At 34.1% G+C, this 20,834-nt stretch carries 15 protein-coding genes and 3 pseudogenes; all 18 read right to left on the reverse strand.

The window, feature by feature from the left end; genetic code table 11:
• Positions 1-4 precede the first annotated feature (4 nt).
• Positions 5-1,759 (reverse strand): ATP-dependent helicase, encoded by a 1,755-nt coding sequence (locus IPM71_16485; protein ID QQS51129.1) that lies wholly within the window; start codon positions 1,757-1,759, stop codon positions 5-7.
• The gene (locus tag IPM71_16490; protein QQS51130.1) at positions 1,756-3,651 is read right to left on the reverse strand and encodes an AAA family ATPase; all 1,896 of its coding nucleotides are present in this window, start codon (positions 3,649-3,651) and stop codon (positions 1,756-1,758) included. Before IPM71_16490 ends, IPM71_16485 begins: the two co-directional genes overlap by 4 nt.
• Before the next feature lie 4 nt (positions 3,652-3,655).
• Positions 3,656-4,891 carry a restriction endonuclease subunit S gene (locus IPM71_16495; protein ID QQS51131.1) on the reverse strand — a complete coding sequence of 412 codons (1,236 nt, stop codon included), beginning with the start codon at positions 4,889-4,891 and terminating at the stop codon, positions 3,656-3,658.
• On the reverse strand, positions 4,872-6,596 hold the full coding sequence (locus IPM71_16500) for a hypothetical protein (GenBank protein QQS51132.1): 1,725 nt from the start codon (positions 6,594-6,596) through the stop codon (positions 4,872-4,874). The genes IPM71_16495 and IPM71_16500 overlap by 20 nt, the downstream gene beginning before the upstream one ends.
• Positions 6,596-8,380: an SAM-dependent DNA methyltransferase gene (locus IPM71_16505; GenBank protein QQS51133.1), complete on the reverse strand. Its 1,785-nt coding sequence runs from the start codon at positions 8,378-8,380 to the stop codon at positions 6,596-6,598. The genes IPM71_16500 and IPM71_16505 overlap by 1 nt, the downstream gene beginning before the upstream one ends.
• A gap of 436 nt (positions 8,381-8,816) precedes the next feature.
• Positions 8,817-9,380 (reverse strand): hypothetical protein, encoded by a 564-nt coding sequence (locus tag IPM71_16510; protein QQS51134.1) that lies wholly within the window; start codon positions 9,378-9,380, stop codon positions 8,817-8,819.
• Positions 9,381-9,771: 391 nt separating this feature from the next.
• Positions 9,772-10,452, reverse strand: coding sequence for an outer membrane beta-barrel protein (locus IPM71_16515; protein QQS51135.1), 681 nt, complete (start codon positions 10,450-10,452; stop codon positions 9,772-9,774).
• 931 nt (positions 10,453-11,383) lie between these two features.
• Positions 11,384-11,824 carry a hypothetical protein gene (locus IPM71_16520; protein ID QQS51136.1) on the reverse strand — a complete coding sequence of 147 codons (441 nt, stop codon included), beginning with the start codon at positions 11,822-11,824 and terminating at the stop codon, positions 11,384-11,386.
• On the reverse strand, positions 11,821-12,315 hold the full coding sequence (locus IPM71_16525) for a hypothetical protein (GenBank protein ID QQS51137.1): 495 nt from the start codon (positions 12,313-12,315) through the stop codon (positions 11,821-11,823). Before IPM71_16525 ends, IPM71_16520 begins: the two co-directional genes overlap by 4 nt.
• Before the next feature lie 794 nt (positions 12,316-13,109).
• The gene (locus IPM71_16530; GenBank protein ID QQS51138.1) at positions 13,110-13,748 is read right to left on the reverse strand and encodes a phospholipase A; all 639 of its coding nucleotides are present in this window, start codon (positions 13,746-13,748) and stop codon (positions 13,110-13,112) included.
• Positions 13,749-13,816: 68 nt separating this feature from the next.
• Positions 13,817-14,437 (reverse strand): hypothetical protein, encoded by a 621-nt coding sequence (locus IPM71_16535; GenBank protein QQS51139.1) that lies wholly within the window; start codon positions 14,435-14,437, stop codon positions 13,817-13,819.
• Entirely contained in the window at positions 14,418-14,957 is a 540-nt protein-coding gene (locus IPM71_16540) for a metallophosphoesterase (GenBank protein ID QQS51140.1), read from the reverse strand. The genes IPM71_16535 and IPM71_16540 overlap by 20 nt, the downstream gene beginning before the upstream one ends.
• A gap of 40 nt (positions 14,958-14,997) precedes the next feature.
• Positions 14,998-15,222: a hypothetical protein gene (locus tag IPM71_16545; GenBank protein QQS51141.1), complete on the reverse strand. Its 225-nt coding sequence runs from the start codon at positions 15,220-15,222 to the stop codon at positions 14,998-15,000.
• Positions 15,219-15,557 (reverse strand): DUF2141 domain-containing protein, encoded by a 339-nt coding sequence (locus IPM71_16550; protein ID QQS52883.1) that lies wholly within the window; start codon positions 15,555-15,557, stop codon positions 15,219-15,221. Before IPM71_16550 ends, IPM71_16545 begins: the two co-directional genes overlap by 4 nt.
• A 121-nt stretch (positions 15,558-15,678) precedes the next feature.
• A pseudogene (locus tag IPM71_16555) lies at positions 15,679-18,774 on the reverse strand (efflux RND transporter permease subunit).
• Between the two features lie 6 nt (positions 18,775-18,780).
• A pseudogene (locus tag IPM71_16560) lies at positions 18,781-19,836 on the reverse strand (efflux RND transporter periplasmic adaptor subunit).
• 11 nt (positions 19,837-19,847) lie between these two features.
• Positions 19,848-20,183 (reverse strand): annotated as a pseudogene (locus IPM71_16565) (TolC family protein).
• Positions 20,184-20,420: 237 nt separating this feature from the next.
• The gene (locus IPM71_16570; protein ID QQS51142.1) at positions 20,421-20,669 is read right to left on the reverse strand and encodes a hypothetical protein; all 249 of its coding nucleotides are present in this window, start codon (positions 20,667-20,669) and stop codon (positions 20,421-20,423) included.
• Positions 20,670-20,834 lie beyond the last annotated feature (165 nt).

The raw sequence follows: 20,834 nt of genomic DNA on the forward strand, positions 1-20,834 counted from the left end.
ACACCTATAAAATAATTATTTCATCATTGAATTGGTTTTTCAAAACATGGTCTGCAATGGTATTTGGAACTCCTATGCACAACAAACTTCTTGGTCTTGAAATAGCCACATAAATCAAACGCTGCTTTTCAGATGGCAATGGCTCTGTTAAATTAAAATCATTTAATGTGACATTTTCTTTATGGTTTTTAGAGTTCAAAATCAGAAAAACTGAATCAAATGTCATTCCTTTCACTTGGTGAATATTAGTTATTGGAATGTTACTATCAGTAGTAGATTTTTTAAAATATTTATTGACTGGATTATCCAAAGTTGCTTTGTCAAAAAGAGTTTTTCCATTTTTTGTGACATTCTTTTTCCTTATACCAAAGTCAGGTTCATTGAGAAGTTCTAATTCATCTTTGAGATATTGTTGTGTTTGAATTGTCCAGTCTTTCAGTGATAAATCAAAAGAAGGTAGTCCTCTAATTAAATTGAAGATTGTAGAGTTTGTCTCCTTGTCATTCTTTAGTTCTTGTTCTTTTTCTTTTAGGTCAGTGAAAGAAATGTCAGGTGAAAAAAGTCCAATAATCACTCGCCTAATTTTTTTCACTGCCTCTTTAATTTCATTTGATTGTAAGTGTATTCTTGATTCAATTAGTAGATAAGGTACTGCTGTATTCCAAGGTTTGTAATTACTTTCTTTGCCAAGCAAAGAATTTTTTAGAGCATTACCTCTTACAAGTATTATATTAGAATCAATTTTTTTGTCATTACAAAGTTTCTCATACTTACTTATAGCATCAGCATAGTTTGCACCATCATACTTAATAATATGCAATGGCAAGTCGTCAGCCGTATCAATGACTGGAACAATTGCTTTGTCAGTTTTTCGTCTTAATATACTGAAAACATCAATTATCTTTTTTGTTGAACGCCTATTTTCAGACAGGTAAATTCCTTTCCAATTTTCAGTATCGTCAAATTTTTGAAGAAACAATTCAGGGCTTGCATCTCTCCATTGATACAAACATTGATAAGGGTCACCAACCAAGTCAATATTTTTTAAACCTTCGCTATAGAGCATTTCTAAAATTAAATGTTGAATTTCAGAAGTGTCTTGTGCCTCGTCAATGATTAAGTAAGGAAATTTTGCTGCAAGATATTTTGCTAATCGGGGATACTTCTTCAAGATAAGATATGCAAAAAAAGCAGAGTCACTTGTTTTAAGCAAACCCATTTTAATTTGCATTATCTTTATTGTTTTGGCATACTTCACAAATTCCGCATCTCCACTTTTATCATGTCCGTCCCATGAATAACTGCTGTTGATTGTATAATCAATCTTACTTGGTGGAAATGCAAACAAATGGCTTTTGAAAGTTTTCATCAGTTGCCAATTCGATTGAAAGATTCTATCTAAGTAGCCGAAGTCATCAATTATTCGATAGCGTTTTCCAATGTCATTTATCTTGTGGGCAAATGGTAGTGTGATATATGAGTTTACAAAACTATCAATGGTAGAAATAAGATGTGGATAGGGTAATGAAAAGCCGTTTAACTCCCTGAATTTTTCAGCAATTTCATTTTTAGCAACATTGGTAAAAGAAAGACAAACGATTCCTGCACTTGCTGAAAAACTTTTTTCCCAATTTTGAATTAACGCATAAAGTTTATGAGCAACAGTTGTTGTCTTGCCACTCCCAGGACAGGCATTGAGAATAACTTTTCCCGATGTCTGCACATAAATCTTTTGTTCATCAGATAGCGTAATACTCATTTTGATTTGTAGTTGATTAAATGAGTAATTGCTTTTTTAATGTAGTCAGGAACAACAAAGTTTGTTTTGGCTGTTTCAAGATTCGCTAATAGGTAAACAGAAAAATCTTGTGCAAACTCTGCTTTACTTGGTATTGCTTTCCATATTAAAATTTGCAACTTGCTTAATTCTGCTTCGGTTATTTCAGCTCCTACAAATGAATCTAAATGTGCTTTTATTTTAGTGAACTTCTTTACTATTGATTTGTCCTGTGCTAAATATTTCCAAAGCAAGTTATCAGCGATTTGTGTTTTTGTTTTTGAAATGTTTGCTTGAACAATTTCAAATTCAAATGTTTTGTATGAGAAATTTAAACTGATTTTTTCAGGAACACTTTTTATTAATTCCGAAATGTTTTTAATCCTTGCTGATTGAGTAGCCGATTTAATTTTTTCAAAAAGGTATTCTGCTTTCGGCAGATTGTCCTTAATATTTTTAAAACTATATTCTGTGTTTTTTGATTCTGTGTATCTATCATCATCTGTCAAGATTGATAAAGGCAGAGGAAGCGTTTTAAATTTATCAGTAGAATTAAACAAGTAGACGAAAGGATAAAAAGATGTGCCGTTAGCGTTAAGTAATTCAATTTTGTAATCCTCTAACCTTTGATTGAGAATTTGAGCAAACACTGGAACTAAAAGTTCTTCAGAGATGCCTTCAACAAATAAAACACCTTTTGAAAAAAACAATTGCGATTTCGTAACATCTATATATCGTTCTAATTGTTTTTTTCTATTCAAAGCATCGTCCGAAAAAGCATCTTCGTCTTCTTCTTCCACCTGAATTATTTCTCTACCTTCAAAACACTGGTTCAAGTTAATTGCTTCGTGATGTTTTGATAAATGAAGCAAATTGTCAAGCGGAACTTTAGAAGTAAGTGTTGGTGAATGAGTTGTAATAAAAAGTTGCGAATTGTCTTGGTTGTTTGTTTGCTTTAAGAAGTTAAACAAGTTCATTTGTAGCTGTGGATGCAAATGTGCTTCGGGTTCTTCAATTAGCAAAGTGTAGTGAGAAGTTTTATCATCTTTAAGTTGTTGGTTGATGTCTCCCAAAACTGTTGCAATGTAAATCAGATTATTGAACCCTAAACTATTTTGCTTTAAGTTGAAACCTTCACCTGTGAGAGTTTCCGTGTCATGGGGCAGATAAGGTTTTATTATGTTTACAATGTATTCCGCTTTTGATTCTTCAATTCGCAAACCGATTTGATTCTCTATGGACTGCTTGTAAATATTAATTAGATTGGTGTTGATTGAGTGCTGTGAACCTGTAACTTCTTTTTGTTTCAATAATTCTTCATTTGCAGTTTTCATTAGTGCCTCGTAGCTCGCTTGGCTATTATTATTTTCAACTTGACGATTTATTAAACTACCTAAAATGCTATTGCGATTAGTCAGCAAATCTCTTGTACTGTCTCGCAATGCTCCTAAGTAGTATTGAATGAAGTATTGGAATGTTACACTATCTGCCCGTTGCCCTTCAACTTCGCCTGTGTAGTAACTAAACAAGACCTTTTGCTTTTCTTTCTTATAAAAAATAGTAATTCTTGCAAAGTCCTTTTCTTCTGTCTCACCTAAAACTACATACTCATAAAATGCTCCCTTTTGGTCGGTTGTCAGTTCTCTGAATTCGTATGATATTGTAATTACTGATTCTCCCAAATAAAAATCGTCAACGGTTACATAAAGTTCTCTTTGTTGATTGCCCAAATTGTAAAGCAATCTTATTGCATCAATCAATGCAGTTTTGCAACTTCCATTTTCACCAATAATTACATTTATGTCTTTCTGAAAGTTTGCATCAAGGTTTTTGATGCCTTTGTAGTTTTCAATATGGATTGACGATAAATACATACTCTTAAAATTTTATATTCCCCATCACCGCCTCACTTATCATTGCCTCTTTATATTCCCTTATGAGTTCAATTTCCCGTTCGGCTTTGGCTATGGCGGTGTCAATGGTGGCAGACTCGGTTTCAATTTCTAAAACAATCTTTTTTTGAATTTCTTTATCTGGTATCGGAATTGTTATTGGGGCAATTCTCTCAACATTAAGATTGTACTGTGTTGTCAATGTAGCCTCAGATAGAAATTTTGCTTTAAGTGATTTCAAAGAATAGTATAAATAATCTAAATCAACTTCATCATTCGGAACTATCCCTACTATGCTATCAGGAAAACAAGCATTAAAGTTTAGAATAGCTACATCTCCAACATTTGCAGCAATTGTCAAACACAATGTTCCTTTCGGAAATTCTTTTGAAACAGAATAACCCCATTCATTCAAAGTTTGACGATAACCATTAATATATTTGTTTGCTTGTGATACTTCACCAGTTTGAATAAATGGAAAATCTCCATCATATAACCTTTCGTCATTTCTTGGTCTGTGTGTAAACTTTCCTCTTAAAATTTGAGAAAAACTTTTAATTCTACGTTCTGTCCAGTTGTTTTTTAACCCTTCCATATGAATGGCACTAAAAGCAACCAAATTTTTCTGTTCCTTCAATAAATCAATAAACTGTTGCTTCTTCTGAATAAACAGATTTATCTTTTCTTCCTGTGCTTTGATGTACTGAACAATTTCGTCTTGCTCGTTTTTAGGTGGCACAACCGAATAAATACTGAAAAACTTATCGGAGTATAAACGCAAACGGCTGTCAATAATGCCTGTGCTGTTTCTGCGAAACTCGGCTTTAAATAAATTGGTTGTAAATAAATAGCCAAAATATTCAGGGTTGTTATCGCCTTTTATGCGGTAAACACAGTAAGCGGGGCTTGTAATTCCGTTATATGGCGAAATACCCAAACTTCCGTTCCAAGCCAACATGATATTTATTACCAAATCGTTTTTTGAAACTAATTTATAGCCAACCAAACTTTCGGCATTAGTTAAATGGTCGTCTTCGTTTTCTAAACTTTCACGTTTCAGCGTTACGCCTGTGTAATGCGAAACCGAAAGCAGTTCTTCGCTACCTGTTTCGCTTCGGCTGTCCATTTCCTGAAACAGATTTTTAATGCGAAGCACTTGCCAATGAGATGGGAAATCACCTAACCAAGCGGTTTTTGTATTTTCAGTTAATAGTTGCATCATGAAATTCTGGTGGAATAATTTGTTTTAAAACCTCTGACATAAATGAGGGATTGCTTAATTCTGTTTTTACATTCTCTTTTAAATAAAATCTGCTGAAAACTTCAAATGGCGTATTTCTGTATTGTTCGATTTTTGTGTGTTGATGGTATTCTTCAATGAATTTGAAAAGTTCAATAAAGTCCTGCTTCAAGTAATCTTCATGTATTTCAAAGTAATTAAGATTGATAAAGGTTACATCCTTTACTATTGTTTTCGTAAAGGTTTCAGTGTTTAACAATTCATTAAACTTATTTTTAAGAATTTTATTTATGCCTTCATATCCAAAGGACAAATCGGTATAAACTACAATAGGGTAAATGTTGAGTTTGCCTATTTCATCTATTTCGTCAAAAGAAAGTGTGCTACTTTCAATATATTTTACTGCATTGAAAAGTTGTTGAATTCCTTTTGGGTCTTTCTTTTGGTTTTCGAAAAATTTCTTTTCAAATTCAGAATAAAGTAATTCTTTATCTGATTTTTCTTTCAAGTCTGCACTAAGGAGTATATCTTTAAATTCAATGAGAATAATGTTATTGCCATTACGTAGGTAGTAATCGCAAATTTCATTGCCATCATTTTTCTTTGCATCATCTCCTGATTTACGAATATAGTGAGGAAAGCATTTTTCCATAATGAGACGGAAATAAATATCCTCCATAAATTCTTTTCCTTTTACAGAAAGAAAATTGCCTTTGTAGCCGTTATTTTCAATAAATTCTTTGAAAGAAAAAATCTGTGCTTTGTATAGTTGGTCAATAAGAAAATTTATATCAAGCAGAAAGTAGATGTATTTATCAAAATGATAAAGCATTTTCTTTCGCAATGTTCTAAAGCTATTATCAGGGTTATAATTTGAAATAGCTTCATTGATTGATAAGCTATTTATGTAATCAATATTTATCAATGGCAACAAGTTGCCTAATGGAATTATTTGTTTTCGTGCAGTTACTGGTTCATGTATCCCCACTTGGGTAAAAACAGTAAGTATGTTAAAGATTAAATCTTTGCAATCTTTTACATGCAGATGGTTGTAATAGTCCTGAACAAAAACTTTGAATTTTTCGGAGTTTTCAAGATACTCAAAGAACTTTATACTTCTTGTGATTTGATTCGAGAAATCAGTTGTTGAAGTATAGTCTCTTTGATAAATAAAATTTGGCAGCAAAATACTTTCAGTTTCTTCTTTTGCTGCCGCTGCTTGAACTTCTTCTGTTGTAATTTTAAATCTGTTGCTTGTGATACTATTCAAGATTAGATATGCATCAAGAACTCTTTTTGCTTCATCACTTGTAAAGTCTCGGCTTGGCTTTGTATTATAATTTCTTAAAATTAATTCATAGAAAAGCAAGTTTGAATATTGCCAAAAAACAATTGGCCACTGTTGTTGGTCAAGATGTTTTTGAAACACTTTTTTGAAAATTTCTATTGTTGGCTCTCCTGCTTTTACAATCAAATTATTCAACAACTGGATTTGAATATTGTATGCTTCTGTGCTAACTTCATTCAGATACAATTTGATATTGAAACCAGAAATGTAATTCAATAGAGTTACAGAGGGAATGTCTTTAATTAAAGTATCAGCAAAAGAAATATCCTTTGATACACCGTAAACTTCATTGTAATCAATGATAGTTTTTAAATTCATCCTTGTGTCAAGTTCTGCCATTAGCTAATAATTTCTTTTAATAGTCCTTCGGTTTCTTCTTCAATTGCAAAAATATCCTTGGCAATATCAGCCAAGGCTCTTGGCGGTTGGTGTTTGTAAAAGTATTTAGCAAAGTTAATTTCATACCCAATTTTGGTGTCTTTCTTATCCCACCAAGCATCAGGAGCAAACGGCAATACTTCACGTTCAAAAAATTCCTGAATAGCATCTTTCAATGGAATGTTTTCGGTGTCTTTCAATTTTGGGTTGGGCTTTGGTTTGCCTTTGCTATCTGTTACAATTTTGCCTTTTTCATCTTTTAATGGGCGGTTCACCGTAATTTGAGCATAGCCAAAATCTGCATTGTCAAATATTTTGCTGTATTCGTTCTCTTCAAAATTCAAGAACATTTTCTCAATCACAGGAATATGCTCCGTTGAAAATTCAACTCTTTTTTTGCCTAAAGGCTTGCGCATTTTATAATAGAACTTTTCGGAAGTGGCATTTATCAATTGCACTTTACCTTTTCGGTTTTTCGTTTTTCGGTTGGTGAAAAGGAAAATGTAAGTCGGTATGCCAGTGTTGTAAAACATATCATTTGGTAATGCTACAATGGCTTCCAACAAATCGCTTTCTATAATGTATTTACGAATTTCGCTTTCGCCTTGTCCAGCATCACCTGTAAACAAAGCCGAACCATTATGAACAGAAGCAATACGGCTACCGAGTTCGGTATCTTTCATTTTACTGAGCATGTGCAATACAAACATCAATTGTCCGTCATTCACGCGGCTGGTAACGGCTTCTTCTTTGTAGCTGCCTTTCAGCATAAAGCGTTTGTCAATAATGGCTCCTTTGGGGCCAACGCCCAATGCTTTTTTATCGGGAGCCCATGTTTTGCCGTATGGCGGATTTGTAAGCATGAAATCGAATTTCAAATCTTTATCAAACCCGTAAGCACTCAAAGTGCTTCCATATACAATTTTGTCAGGGTCTTCGCCCTTTATAAGCATATCGCTTTTGCAAGTCGCATAAATGAAAGGCGTACTTTCTTGTCCGTATAAATGAACGGTAGAATTACTTTTAATCAATCCTTCGGGATTGAGCATAAAGTGTTTGGCAATGGTCAACATACCGCCACTTCCCACACAGGGGTCATAAATCAAATAAGTTCCTTGTTGAATTTTGTCTTTCACAGGTAAGAAAACAAGGTGCGTCATCAAATCAATGATTTCCCTTGGCGTAAAGTGTTCTCCGGCCTCTTCGTTGTTTTCTTCGTTAAATCGGCGAACCAAATCCTCGTAAACATAACCCATTGCCAACGGTGGCAGCTTGTCGGGGTGCAATTCAACTTTCGGTGAACAGAATTTTTCAATCAGAGAAAACAGTATATCTGCTTCGTCCAATGTTTCAATTTCATTTCTGAATTTGAATTGTTTGATAATGTCCTGCACATTTTCTGAAAAACCATTCAAATAGTTTTCAAAATTACTTCTAAGGTTTTTCGGGTCATCGAGCAGTTTTTTTAATGTAAACCTTGAAGTATTATAAAAAGCCAAACCAGAACCATGTTTACCATTAGTCAATAAGCTATCAAGGTTTTGAAGTTTGTCTTTGTATTCGTTGAATGTTTTTAAAACTTGGTCTTTTGTAGGTTCTAAAAGTAAATCGAGACGGCGAATAACTACCATTGGTAGTATAACATCTTTGTATTTTCCTTTTTGGTAGGTATTTACCAAAACATCATCCGCAACTGTCCAAAGGAAGTTTATAACTGGTTGCAGTGATTGTGTATTTAAACTCATATATTTAATTTCTTTTTTTACAATTTTCAAAAATACAGATAAAGCTACGTTTTAGCACCGTGTGTGTCGGCAAGATTGCACTCTTTGACAAATCTTTGGTTTCAGCGTTGGCTTGTGGGGCTTTGGCAATGTGTGCAATGTGGGTGGAGTTTCTTTCTTCTTTTTTTTGCGGGGGGAAGAAAAAAACAAAATAAATTTCCATCAAATTTGCACTGTCCTGTCAAAAAGCTAAATCCTTTCTATTTTCAATTTATCACTATCGTTTCTGTCTGGTCGTCTGTCTTTTTACACTTGTTGCCAACGTTTAGTATATGCAAAGTAGGCGGTTGCGGGCTTCAAACCTATCAAACCGTAACAATTTTGAAGCGGGCTACAACCTTTGAATTTACTACTATTGCGCCTATTTTGTATATACTGTGTTGGCTGTAGTACTTCTTTAATCTTCAAAGTCATTTATATTTTTCCAGAAATAAGGTGAAATCCAACAGTCAGTCGAATCGCATTCAATTTCTTCGTAAACAAGTTGTTTTTCGGTTTCTTCTCCGAATGAAACAATCTCTATTTTTATCTGCTTTTCATTCTTATCAGTAATCTCAGCAAGTATTACGTTGTCTTTTCTTGGTTCTCCAAGCCAGTTTCTTTCGTAATAAATGTGTTGAGCAATAGTGTCTCCAATATTAAACTTACTCATATGATTTACCCAAGCAATTGAATCTTGTTCCGCTCTCCATTCAGGATTATTCATATTTACATACCATTGATGAATATCTTTAATCTGTTGTTCAAGATTAATATCCAATCCGTTTAATTTTCTATAATAGGAGCGTAAAATAACTCCAGACATATCATCGTTATGAAATAATCCTTTTGCTGCTAAATCCTTTCTTAAATCTGACTTTGTAACAATTAATCCAAGTAAATATCTGTTGTATAACCAATAATTCCTAATCCACATTCCAATGGTAAGATGCGTTTGAGCAATAAAATCATTTTCAGTCATAGTTTTTATCAGATTTTTTGAAGAATCAGGAATAATTTTATCTAACTGCTCTAATGATTCACTAAAATCCTCTGGAATATATTTCTTTTCTTTTTGGTCAGTTCTTGTCCAAATAAATTGATTGAAATTATCAATCCAAGTAGTAAAATATAATTTCTCATAATCTAGTTTTCTTAAATGACAATCTCAAATTTCGTCTCCCCTAATATTTATGGCATAATCTGAATGTTCCTGCTGCGATTGTATTACAGCCAACGGTTGCGGGTATGAAACGTGCCGGATTGCGGAGATGCGTCTGTATCCCACGATACAAAACTTGATGCGGGACGAACCGCTCGCAAACCCACTGAAACCGGCATGTTTTATGACCCGTTGTTAGCACCAGTTTTTTTTAAAATCTTACTCCAAAAGTCAGAGTTAAAATATCGACTTTTAGTTTTGTATCATCTAAATCTTCAGTATCTCCATCATATTTCATTTCACCTTTAACATTATGTTCACCTAATCCATTATAATGTAAGCCAATTATATATTTATCTTGAATTAAAAGACCGCCTCCAATTTTGTAAGCAAGTTGAGTTGATAATTTGTAATTAAATTCAAGTTCCTCATTATCTGCTTCCATTGTCATATTAGTAACCTTAAAAAAATCAGCACCAAGACCTAAATCACCAAAAAGAGAAACTTGGTCATTAGCCTTAAATGTAAAATTTAATCCTGCGGTAATTGGAACATTAATATACTTGAAATATGTAATATCAATATCAGCACCCATATCATCTAACTCATCTTCAATATCGTCTTTGTAGCTACTTTTTAAACCATTATAATTAAAATCAGCACCTAAATACAATCCTAATCCTTTATCATTTAGCTTAAATGTATATTTACCTCCAATATTTAAGCCAACACCAGCTCCACCAGCATCGTCATCATCAATATCGTCATCTCCAAAATCGGAAATTGCAAAAGATGGTCCAGCATGTAAAGAGAAATTACCTTGAGAATATAAATTCTCAGTCATAAAAAACATAGCAATTAAAATTGCAAAAGAAATCGATTGTTTTTTCATTTTATTTAAATTTAGTTTTTTCCTACTCTTTTATGGATTTTCGGATACTCCAATATTATTAAGGTTTGTCGTTTTTTTTGTCAAAATTGGTGCTAACGCCCAGCAGTATGCGCAGTGCGGGGATTTTAGAAAGCCGACTGTCAGCACTACTGAATGTTGATTGCTTGTACATGGCTCAAATATAGCAAAACAACCCGTATTGCGTATACTGCTTGTTGCGTGCAGTGGGTTTTTGTTTTAAAATTTTGTCCTTTTGTCCAAATAGATGGTGAAGGCTAAATATCCACGGTTAGTTAATGTCTTTTACAATTTTAAATCCCGATGAGAGCTTATTATTTAGAAATCCCACGTTTTCGATGACGTTTAAAAATCAGCGCATTAAAATCTGCTTGCAGCCAGAAGTCAATTAGTGTTTGACTTATTTACTTGCACTGGAAGTCACAATACGAGTAGGAGCGAGGCTCGTCAGAATTGGCTCTCCCAATAACTCTTAAATCATTAAATTATAGAGTTCTCACACATTAAAAACTGCACTAAATGCAAATCACAATCAAATTCTAAAAATCCTTCCGAGCGTTGAGTCCAAATGGTATCAGCATCATTGATTTCTTGCAGGTCAAATCAAAATAAAAGTGCAGCGATAGGAATCCTGATGCAGAAAGTTATTAAAGTGCACTAAGTCTTGTCGGACTATAAAGTCTTGTTAAAATCGAATCACATAATCCCGAAGGATACCTATCGGTGTACTTTACTTTCATCCGATTTCCAGGTGTCATGGTTTTGATGCCATTGCACGCAACGTTGAGTATAAGAATAGTAGCCGACTGCGTGGCACTTTCCTGTCAAGTTGCACGAAAGTTGAAGCGGGCTACAACCCTTGAATTTACTACTATCTCGGCTATTATTTTTATACATTGTTGTAGGCTGGCCTTTATCTATGTTTCGTAAAAATATCATCAAAATCAGTTCTTCCTTTTTCAAAAATCAGAAAATCAGTATTAATATCGTTTGAATTAACAGGGTAAAATAAATGATTCGTCCGTTTATCTTGAAAAACCATAGGTTCATTATGTTTGGTCAAGTATTGAGTAAATCTTTGATGTTTACTATAAATCAAGTCAGACAATTGAATGTCAGGTTTTTTCTGATTTATACATATCAAATAAGAATCACCTTTTTTCAAATAGTAAATATTAGTTTTTAAAGGTAAATAATCAAATTTGGTTGCTGATAAATCCAGATTGACCAACTTGTCATAATTCTTATCAATAAATTTTTTTGTCTCATTCATCAAGTCTTTTCGCTCCTTTTTATCTTTATAGATAAAGTAAGCCGTCAGTATGAATAGACCTAATATTAAATATATAATCATGTTTCAATAGATTCACGAGCAACATTACTCAATACCTTTTCTAAAATTTTCTCCTGCAAGTTCCCAAGTTCAATTATCGACAATAAAACATAACCTCCAATAGTTACAGCTAAACCAATCAAGTATCCAACTAATCCAAAAGCTAGAAAAGGCAAAGCAAACATAGTAATCCACATTAATCCAATAAAAAGACTTGAAAAACCAATCGAATATCGTATTGAAAGCTCACTATATTCAGAAATATCAATAAATCTAAATTTTGCGATAATATCTGGTCGTAATTGCATAAGTTGCATTCTGAACTTTGAAATCCAAAATCCATTTTTAGTCCAATTACCAACGAAAGTTTTTAAAGTAATCCCTGTAAAACTTTGTTTAAACATCAGTTGTGGGCTCAAATTCGTTTTACATGTCTCCGCTGCCATTTTATCCTTAATAACATCAATATAATAATTGTGAATTTTATATTTTTCTAGTTTTATCTTAATCATTGCTTATTTGTTACGAGCTGTCTCTCAGGCTTGCCTACAACCGTGTTTGGCGGGGGGGGGTGGGGGGGGCAAAATGCGGGGAAATCCCGATTGCGTAGCTTAATTTTTAGAAATCCCACGTTTTCGATGACGTTAAAAAATCAGCACATAAAAATCTACTTGCAGCCAGAAGTCAATTTGTGTTTGACTTATTTACTTGCACTGGAAGTCACAATACAAGTAGGAGCGAGGCTTTGATCAGAATTGGCTCTCCCAATAACTCTTAAATCATTAAATCATAGAGTTTTCACGTTAAAAAACTCCACTAAGTAAATCACAATCAAACTTCTAAAAATCCTATCGAGCGTTGAGTCCAAATTGTATCAGCATCATTGATTTCTTGCAGGTCAAATCAAAATAAAAAGTGCAGCGATAGGAATCCTGATGTAGAACGTTAACTACGGAGTAAAAACATTTTCCGGGCTACCAGAGTCAAATTAAAATCGGTTCACATAATCCCGAAGGATACCTATCGGTGTACTTTACTTTCATCCGATTTGGCATTGTTTTATATTTTAACACTTTTGAATTTATCGTTATAACAGTTGCAATTAAAATCTTAGTTTCTCAGTCATAATTCCAAAACGCAGCACATCCAGCTGATGATTGAAATACATATTGTAATAATCCAACCCGTGGTAATATTGAACAAAAAGGCCAATATCTTCTAAAAATTTAGGGTGATAGTAAAACGTTAAACCAAGGTTTAGGCGTTTAGTGGATGCATTATTCCAATCGTTTATTTTACCAAACTTTCAAATCGCCTCACCTTTTAACGAAATATTAGCAGACCGCTGCTTTTGGTCGATATTTTTATTAGAAAGTTTAAATATCGAAAATGCATTGTGCCAACGAACCATACTGTATATTCCTTCGAGTTCATCAGCAGACCAACTTTGTGGGTGAACCTCTAAAGATGATTTAAAAAACTGAAAAGCATTAAGCCGTTTATTGAAATTTGTTTTTATTAGCCCGCCTTCAAAATAGTTTGTGGAAAAGTCACCTGATTTTGTGTTAGCATCTCCGTTACCAAGGAAAAAATCGCCATCCTGACCATTGGAATGATGGGCAATTCGACCGAAAACACTTGTGTTATTTAAAAATTTATTATTATTTAAACGAAAATACAAAGTAAATTGGGGTATATAACTCGGAGTACGAACTGGAGACGACTCTTCTTGGTACATTCTGATAATAACTTGTGGCGTAATTACTCCCACCAATCTAGAGTTTTTACTTTGCCTGAGGTAAAAGTTTGGAATTAAATTCCCTTCGAACCAAAGGGGTTCAATATTACCAATATCCATAGGAAAAGTAATATAACTATTCCCTTGATTCACCTGAGATATATCAGTGATTCCAATCTGCTGCATTGAGTCGCTTGCTTGCCCCATGCTAACCAGTGAATTTGTTAGCATAACTATGAATAAAGTAATTATTGACTTTATCATACTCTTTGATATTAGCGATAAACTGCAATGCCAAATCCAAACTCTATAATATCCTTTAAAGGAATTGTAGAATTCCCAAATTTGCTTGCAATGTATAAGCCTCTGCTGCCTGCACGAACATAAAATGCAGTACCGGAAGCTGGTGTTTTATTGCTTAATAGTTTTGTTTTAATTTCGCCACCCAAAAAAACTCCCGAGTTTCTCCCTGGCGACCACCAATAATATTCAGCCGGATAATGGTCGGGCAGTTTTATCCAATATTCGTTACCAAAGGTGTGATGTATGAACCAGCCAAAATTCAAAGGCATTAATTCAATGTTAGGGTTTATTTTAAATCGTAATAATTTGGCTGTTAATTGCAAACTTACACTGTGTAAATCGTCAGTTGAAACAGATTCAGGTACATACCCATAAAAGTAGGAGACCTCTATTTTTTGATTAAAGAAGGTGTATCCAACACCCATTGAAACAAATCCTATACCTCCGGCAAATTGCAGCTTCACATAATCAGGCAAAAACCTTTTATATTTTGCTGAATCGGAGTTTTGTGAAACCTGACTAAAGGCTTCAGCTCCGGTAATAAATATAATCAGCAAACTTATCCGTACTATTTTAAAATTCAACTGTTTCAACTTCAAATTGATTATTGGATATTTTTATCAAATTGTATTTTTTGTTTTCTACGCCAAAAACATTAACATAGGTAATGCTATCAGCATAAGGATAATATATTTCGTGACCATGCGAGTGACCATGTACGGTGAATAATACATTATTGTAACGTGATAAGGAGTTGTGGAAATCCTCTTCGAGAGATGCATCGAAATCAGCATCTGTTGGCTGGACATGAAATACCACAACTGCCATAGTAAAATCAAAATTTGGTTGCAATTGGTTGTCTAACCACTGAATATCAGGAACATCACCACTATATTTAAACTCACGGCTATTTGTATTTATAAAAACGAATTTAATGCTGTTGTATATAAAGCTATAATTTAATACACCAAACATTTCAAGATAAGCTTGCGAACCGTTGCCCACCAAATCGTGATTCCCGATAACAACAAAATAAGGAAAATTTAATTTAAGCAAGTATGAATTAGCCCACAAATACTGTTTAGGCAACCCAAAATCGGCAATATCGCCCACATGTATTACAAATCAATAGCCTTGTTTTTATTAACTGCGCTTACAAACAACTCCGTTTCATCAAAAAACGATGGGTATCGCCTGTAAATGCAATGCTTATTGTATCGTCATTTTCCCGTGCATGTAGTTTTTCGATATTCCGTTGATTCACATTTTCTTTTTCATCACTAAAATCAATAGCATAAGGCGAATAGTCGAACATATCCTCACAAGCAAGCAGAAGAAAAACATTAATCAGAAGTACTATTTTAATAATTGTTCTCATACCATTTGGCTATAGATATACCATCTTAATATCATCAGTACTTTATTGCTATTAAGTATAAAAGAGGCTTTTTCAAAATTGGGTCTGTTTGAGAGTCCTATCGTTTTAAAATTTGAAAATCCTATACCTTCTTTTGGGAGTATAAATCCTTTATCAATTTTACTATTGTTATTTTCATCATGTAAGATATTTACAGCATATTTACCTGACGGAATACTGTGAAATGTTATTGTAGATGAACCATTTACAATATTAGCTTTCACTATTTTATAGCATTTCTTAAAATTCTCGTCAGGAATAGAACCTTCTTTATTGTACAAAGCAAACTGCACTATGCCTTCAGAGTTTCTTAGTTTTTCAACATTTACTGTTAATGAAAATGTTTTTCGGCTTGATTGCTAAATGATGTAATTATCAGCAAAAGCAAGAACGAACTTATTACAATTGTTAGATTTCTCATTCTGCAATTCCTTTCTTTTTTGCAAATCGTTCTTTAATACTATCCACCACGTAGTAAACCATCGGAACTAAATAAACAGTTAATATCATTGACGAAAGTAAACCGCCTATAATAACCCATGCTAAACCATTTTTCCATTCTGCACGGTTCCTTTGCCAATGCAATGGGCAACATGCCAATTGCCATAGCCAAGGTTGTCATTAAAATAGGGCGCATCCGTTCTTTGCCGGCAATAATCAATGCTTCTTTAAAATGTTTGCCTTCCGCTTTTAGTTGATTGGTAAAATCGACAATAAGAATGGCATTTTTTGTTACCAAGCCCATAAGCATAATTAATCCAAGTTGGGCAAAAGAGTCAAATGATTTAATGATAAATTTAATGCCAAAAATGCCCCAATAGCAGCCACTGGAATACCAAACAACGCAACAAATGGATAGATGTAGCTATCATATAATGCAATCATTATCAGATAAATCAGGATAAATGAAATAAGCAAAACAGAACCCAGTGCACCAAAACTTTCGTTTTGTGTTTTAATATCTGCACCCCAGCTCAGTTTAACACCTTCGGGCAGTGGTTTTGATTTTAAATAGGTAATCACTTCATCTGCCATTGTTCCGGAAGGCCGGCCAAATGATTCGGCTGTAAGCGTTACCGATGTTTGCCTGTCGAGCCTTTCAAGAAGCGATGGTGAATTGTCTTGCATTACAGTGGCAAATTGCGAAACTTCTATAGGAATATTCATTGGATTAACGATAGTAAACCGAGTTACATCTTCAAAATTCTTTCGGTCAAATTCGTCAAGCCAAATTCTCTACCGGATATTCTGTTCCGTTTTCAGTTAACGAGGCATCGTCATTACCAGTAAATGCTGTCCTTAAATTCATTCCTACATAAGCAGTGGTAAGACCTAATCGCTGCATTTTATCTTTATCTGGAATTACTTTGTATTCGGGATTGCCTTCAACCACCGATAATTGAACATTGTCTGCCCCGGGAATCGTTTCAATAACTGATTTCAACTCTTGTGATGTTTTCATTACTAAATCTATATTTGCACCACTCAAGGTAATTTTAATTGGAGCTCCTTTGGGTAGTAATCCAATTACAGCCATCGAGAAATTTGTACCCGGAAAATCTGATTTTAGTTGAGACAGAAGAAATTTCATAAATTCTTCTGTTTTCATATTTCGTTCTTTTTCAGGTTTTAATTGAATAGTAAATTCAGATTTATTGGCAGCACCTACTCCAAGACTTCCGATTCCGGTGCTGGGCCCCGCAATATTACTGAATAACGAGGATACTTCGGGTTGTTGCAGAATATAGTTTTCAACCTGTTGCGATACAATGTTGTTTTGTTGTACCGTAATGGTTTTATCAAATTCAAGATTCAAACGGAATTTTCCCTGGTCGCCGGTTGACATCATTTCTTTGCCAATAATACCTTGTTTCATTACACCCAAAGTCAACACAAAAAGGAGCAAAACAATGCCTGTAAAAATAAGTTTGTGGCTTAGTACCCAAACAAGTTGTCTGCCGTACCATTCAATAAAAGTGTTTAATTGATGTTCAAACCAAAGCAAAAAACGGTTCATAATATTGGTAGGTTGCAAATCTTCTTTTTCCCGATTCTGGACGCAAGCCAAGGGGTAAGGGTAAACCCAACCAATAAACTGGTAAGCGTAGAAGTGATAACGACAACCGAAAATTGCTTAAGCATATCGGCAACAAAAACCTGCAAAAACAAAATGGGCAAAAATACAACCACGTCCACCAAAGTAATGGAGAGTGCAGAAAACCCAATTTCCATTCGACCATCCATTGCCGCTGTTCGTTTTTCTTTTCCTTTATCTAAATGGCGTTGAATATTTTCAAGTACCACTATGGCATCATCAACCAAAATCCCGATAATTAAAGACATAGCAAGCAGTGTCATCAGATTTAGGGTGTAGCCCAAAAGCCACATCACAGCAAAAGCTGTAACAAGAGATGTCGGGATGGAAATCAATACAATTAATGAATTTCGGTAGCTTCTCAAAAACAAAAGCATCACAATAGAAACCAGTATTACTGCCAAAAACAAATCAAATACAACCGAATTAACAGCGGCGATCGTTTTGTCGGTTGAATCATCGGCAATAATAAATTTTACACTGCACTTTTGTTCTGCTCTTCAATTGTTTTAAGTTTTCACGAACCAGTTTCGAAACCTCTACCGCATTGGCATCGCCTTGTTTTTTCAGCATCAGCCCAATACCGTTTACGCCATTGAATCGGCTCACTGATGCAATTTCCTTTAACGCCATCAATAACATTGGCAACATCTTTTACATACACCGGGCTGTTGGGAAATGGCATAGCTACTTGCACATTCATTATGTCTTCAATTGTCGTAAATTTCCCAGTAACACGTACCGAATTGTTTTCTTTTTGCGTTTGGACTTTTCCGGCAGGAAGGTCTATGCCTGAACGATTTATAGCATCTACCACCTGGCTAAGTGAAATTTTATAATACACCAATTTATCTTGGTTCACTTTTACCTGAATTTCACGTTCTTCGCCAAGCAAAAGTTAATTTCGGCAACCCCTTTTAATTGCTGTATTTGTGGCAGAAAATCATCTTTCATTTTCTGATAGAACTCAATTTCCGACAACTTACTGGTTGCACTAATCGAGATGATTGGCAAATCGTTTGGCGAAACTTTACTCATCACCGGACTTAAAATATCGGCAGGCAAATCTTTTCTGATATTGTCTATATAGCGTTGAGCATCTTGCATGGCTTTGTCAACATTTGTCCCATATTTCAGGTTGGCAATAATTACCGATGCATTGGGCATTGACTTCGTTTCCAGATAATCTACACCTTCCAAATTTGAAAGTGCATCTTCAATTTTTCGTGAAACAGAAGTCTCCACCTCCTGCGGTTCTGCTCCCGGATACATAGTTTTTATTACAACTACCGGCTGGTTAAAATCGGGCAGTAATTCATAGCCCAAATTTTTGTAACCAATAATTCCCAAAAGCGTAAATACGCTAAAAGAACAATTATTAGCGATGGTCGTTTTATGGCAATTTCTGTAATATTCATGATTTTCTAGTTTTTAATTGAAACGTTGGCACCATCAAAAAGATTGATAAACCCGTTGGTTACAATTACATCTCCCTTTGTTAATCCCTTATCAACTATAACCTTGTTTCCTATTCGTTTTGAGATGGTTATATCGCAGAGAATTGCTTTTCCTTGCTTTACTATATATACCTGTGGTTTAATATTAGTACCCACAATAGCCGAAGAAGCAATAATAATTTGTTTCTGTTCGTTTTTATTTGCAACAAGCACACTGCCCGACATTCCTGATTTTATTTTCAAATCGGGGGTATTTCCAACTAAAAATTGAGCAGGAAAACTATTTCCCATATTGGCTTTACTACCAATCATAGAAACTTCACCCGACAAAACTATATTCGGCATTGCATCAGCAGTTAATTTGGATGTTTGCCCCAAATTAAACTGATTCAATTGTTGCTCGGGCAAATTAATTGTAAATTTTAACTTCGAAATATCCGTAATTTGCAATAAGGGTATCCCGGGAGCAGCAAATGCGCCTTCCTCAGTCATTTTAGCAGTTACAATCCCATTAAATGGCGATTTAATGGTGGTTTTGTTGATTTGTTCAAGAAGTGTTGCTTTTTGTACATTTAGCCGATTTCAAAGCCAGTTCTGTTTTTCCAATTGAACCCCTTGAATTGCATCTGCATTAGCAAGAACAGTGTATCTTTTTACGTCAGCTTACAATCCTTCAATTTGCACTTCAATAGATTGATGTTGCAATTTCAGCAACGAATTATCTAATTGAATTAAGCCCTGACCCGTTTTAACACTACTCCCGACATCAACAAGCAATGAGTTAATTTTACCTTGAATCTCAGCACTTATTTTAGTTTCTTTATTGGGTTCAAAAGAACCCGTGTAAGAATATTCAGCGTTTACGTCTTTCAATGTTATGGTATCAACCTGAATACTAATTGGAGTTTCTTTATCATACTGATAAACTCTTCTCTGGGTGGTTTCTTTATTGCTTTTCAGACGAATAACTGTGAAAACAATTAAAGCCAAAGCCACAACTATATAAATTATTTTTTTTGTCATTTTCGTGTTTTTTAGTTCTTTAATGTAATATTTCCAGTTAATTTCTTTAATTCCAAATCAGCTCTTAGATATTCTACAATAGCTGATAAATAACTCTGTTGTGCCTCTCGCAGAGCATTGTCGGCTAATAAAACATCGGTTAAATTTGAAGTGCCTTCTTTTTGCTGTAAGAGCGTTTGTTCATAAACAGTTCTTGCCAAATTTATTTGCGACAAAGTATTTGCTATTGTTTTTTGTGTAATAAATCTACGGCGGTTTGCATTCTCAATGAGCATATTATTTTGGTCTGTTACTAAGCTTATTTGCAACTGACTATTTTGAATTTCTATCTTTTTTGATTTATTTTTCGATAAGTGACTGTTCCGTTAAAAAGAGGATAAGAAAATTGAACCCCCAAAACTTGCGGAAAGAATTTTAGAAAATCATTTGGTTTTTTATCATATCCAAATCCGGTTTGTCCGTAGCTTCCATATAATGAAACCGTGGCAATCGCAAATTTTTTAATGTTTTCAACTCGCTTGTTAAAAGACGATTTTGCAAATTTATAAGTTGTAAATCAATAGTTGGTAAACTTGAATATTCACTTATGTTTTGAATTGAATGTCCGTTTCTATGGGTATGTTTTGATGAATTGAAATTCCCATAGAGAATTTTAAAGCATCCATAACTTGTTCAAGATTGTTGGCAATAAGATCTCGCTGCGTTGTTAATTGGTCATTTTGCAGTTCCACCTTTCTTACATCTGTTCCTTTTATCATTAATTGTTGATGTAAAAGTTGCATGTTTCCAAGAAGTTTTGTTGTATTAACGATGTTGCTGTCAATAAATGCCAATTGATGTTTGTAGAATCTGAACATTATAATAAAGGTTGATATTTCAAAAAAACCTGTTCTTCAGTTTTTTGTATTGTAATTGGTTATCTCTGTAGCAATTTTAGAAGTCCTAATACCTCCATATATTTGAGGATTATACAAAGGCAAAGCAACCTGAATGGAAGC

It is taken from the genome of Bacteroidota bacterium (assembly GCA_016699695.1).
Classification (GTDB): domain Bacteria; phylum Bacteroidota; class Bacteroidia; order Bacteroidales; family UBA10428; genus UBA10428.

Bases quoted from the DNA above. Each gene is read 5' to 3' on its own strand.
- IPM71_16520 (QQS51136.1), bottom strand. From the start codon at position 11,824: ATGATTATATATTTAATATTAGGTCTATTCATACTGACGGCTTACTTT.
- IPM71_16545 (QQS51141.1), bottom strand. From the start codon at position 15,222: ATGAGAACAATTATTAAAATAGTACTTCTGATTAATGTTTTTCTTCTG.
- IPM71_16485 (QQS51129.1), bottom strand. From the start codon at position 1,759: ATGAGTATTACGCTATCTGATGAACAAAAGATTTATGTGCAGACATCG.
- IPM71_16515 (QQS51135.1), bottom strand. From the start codon at position 10,452: ATGAAAAAACAATCGATTTCTTTTGCAATTTTAATTGCTATGTTTTTT.
- IPM71_16500 (QQS51132.1), bottom strand. From the start codon at position 6,596: ATGGCAGAACTTGACACAAGGATGAATTTAAAAACTATCATTGATTAC.
- IPM71_16510 (QQS51134.1), bottom strand. From the start codon at position 9,380: ATGACTGAAAATGATTTTATTGCTCAAACGCATCTTACCATTGGAATG.
- IPM71_16530 (QQS51138.1), bottom strand. From the start codon at position 13,748: ATGGGGCAAGCAAGCGACTCAATGCAGCAGATTGGAATCACTGATATA.
- IPM71_16505 (QQS51133.1), bottom strand. From the start codon at position 8,380: ATGAGTTTAAATACACAATCACTGCAACCAGTTATAAACTTCCTTTGG.
- IPM71_16525 (QQS51137.1), bottom strand. From the start codon at position 12,315: ATGATTAAGATAAAACTAGAAAAATATAAAATTCACAATTATTATATT.
- IPM71_16495 (QQS51131.1), bottom strand. From the start codon at position 4,891: ATGATGCAACTATTAACTGAAAATACAAAAACCGCTTGGTTAGGTGAT.
- IPM71_16490 (QQS51130.1), bottom strand. From the start codon at position 3,651: ATGTATTTATCGTCAATCCATATTGAAAACTACAAAGGCATCAAAAAC.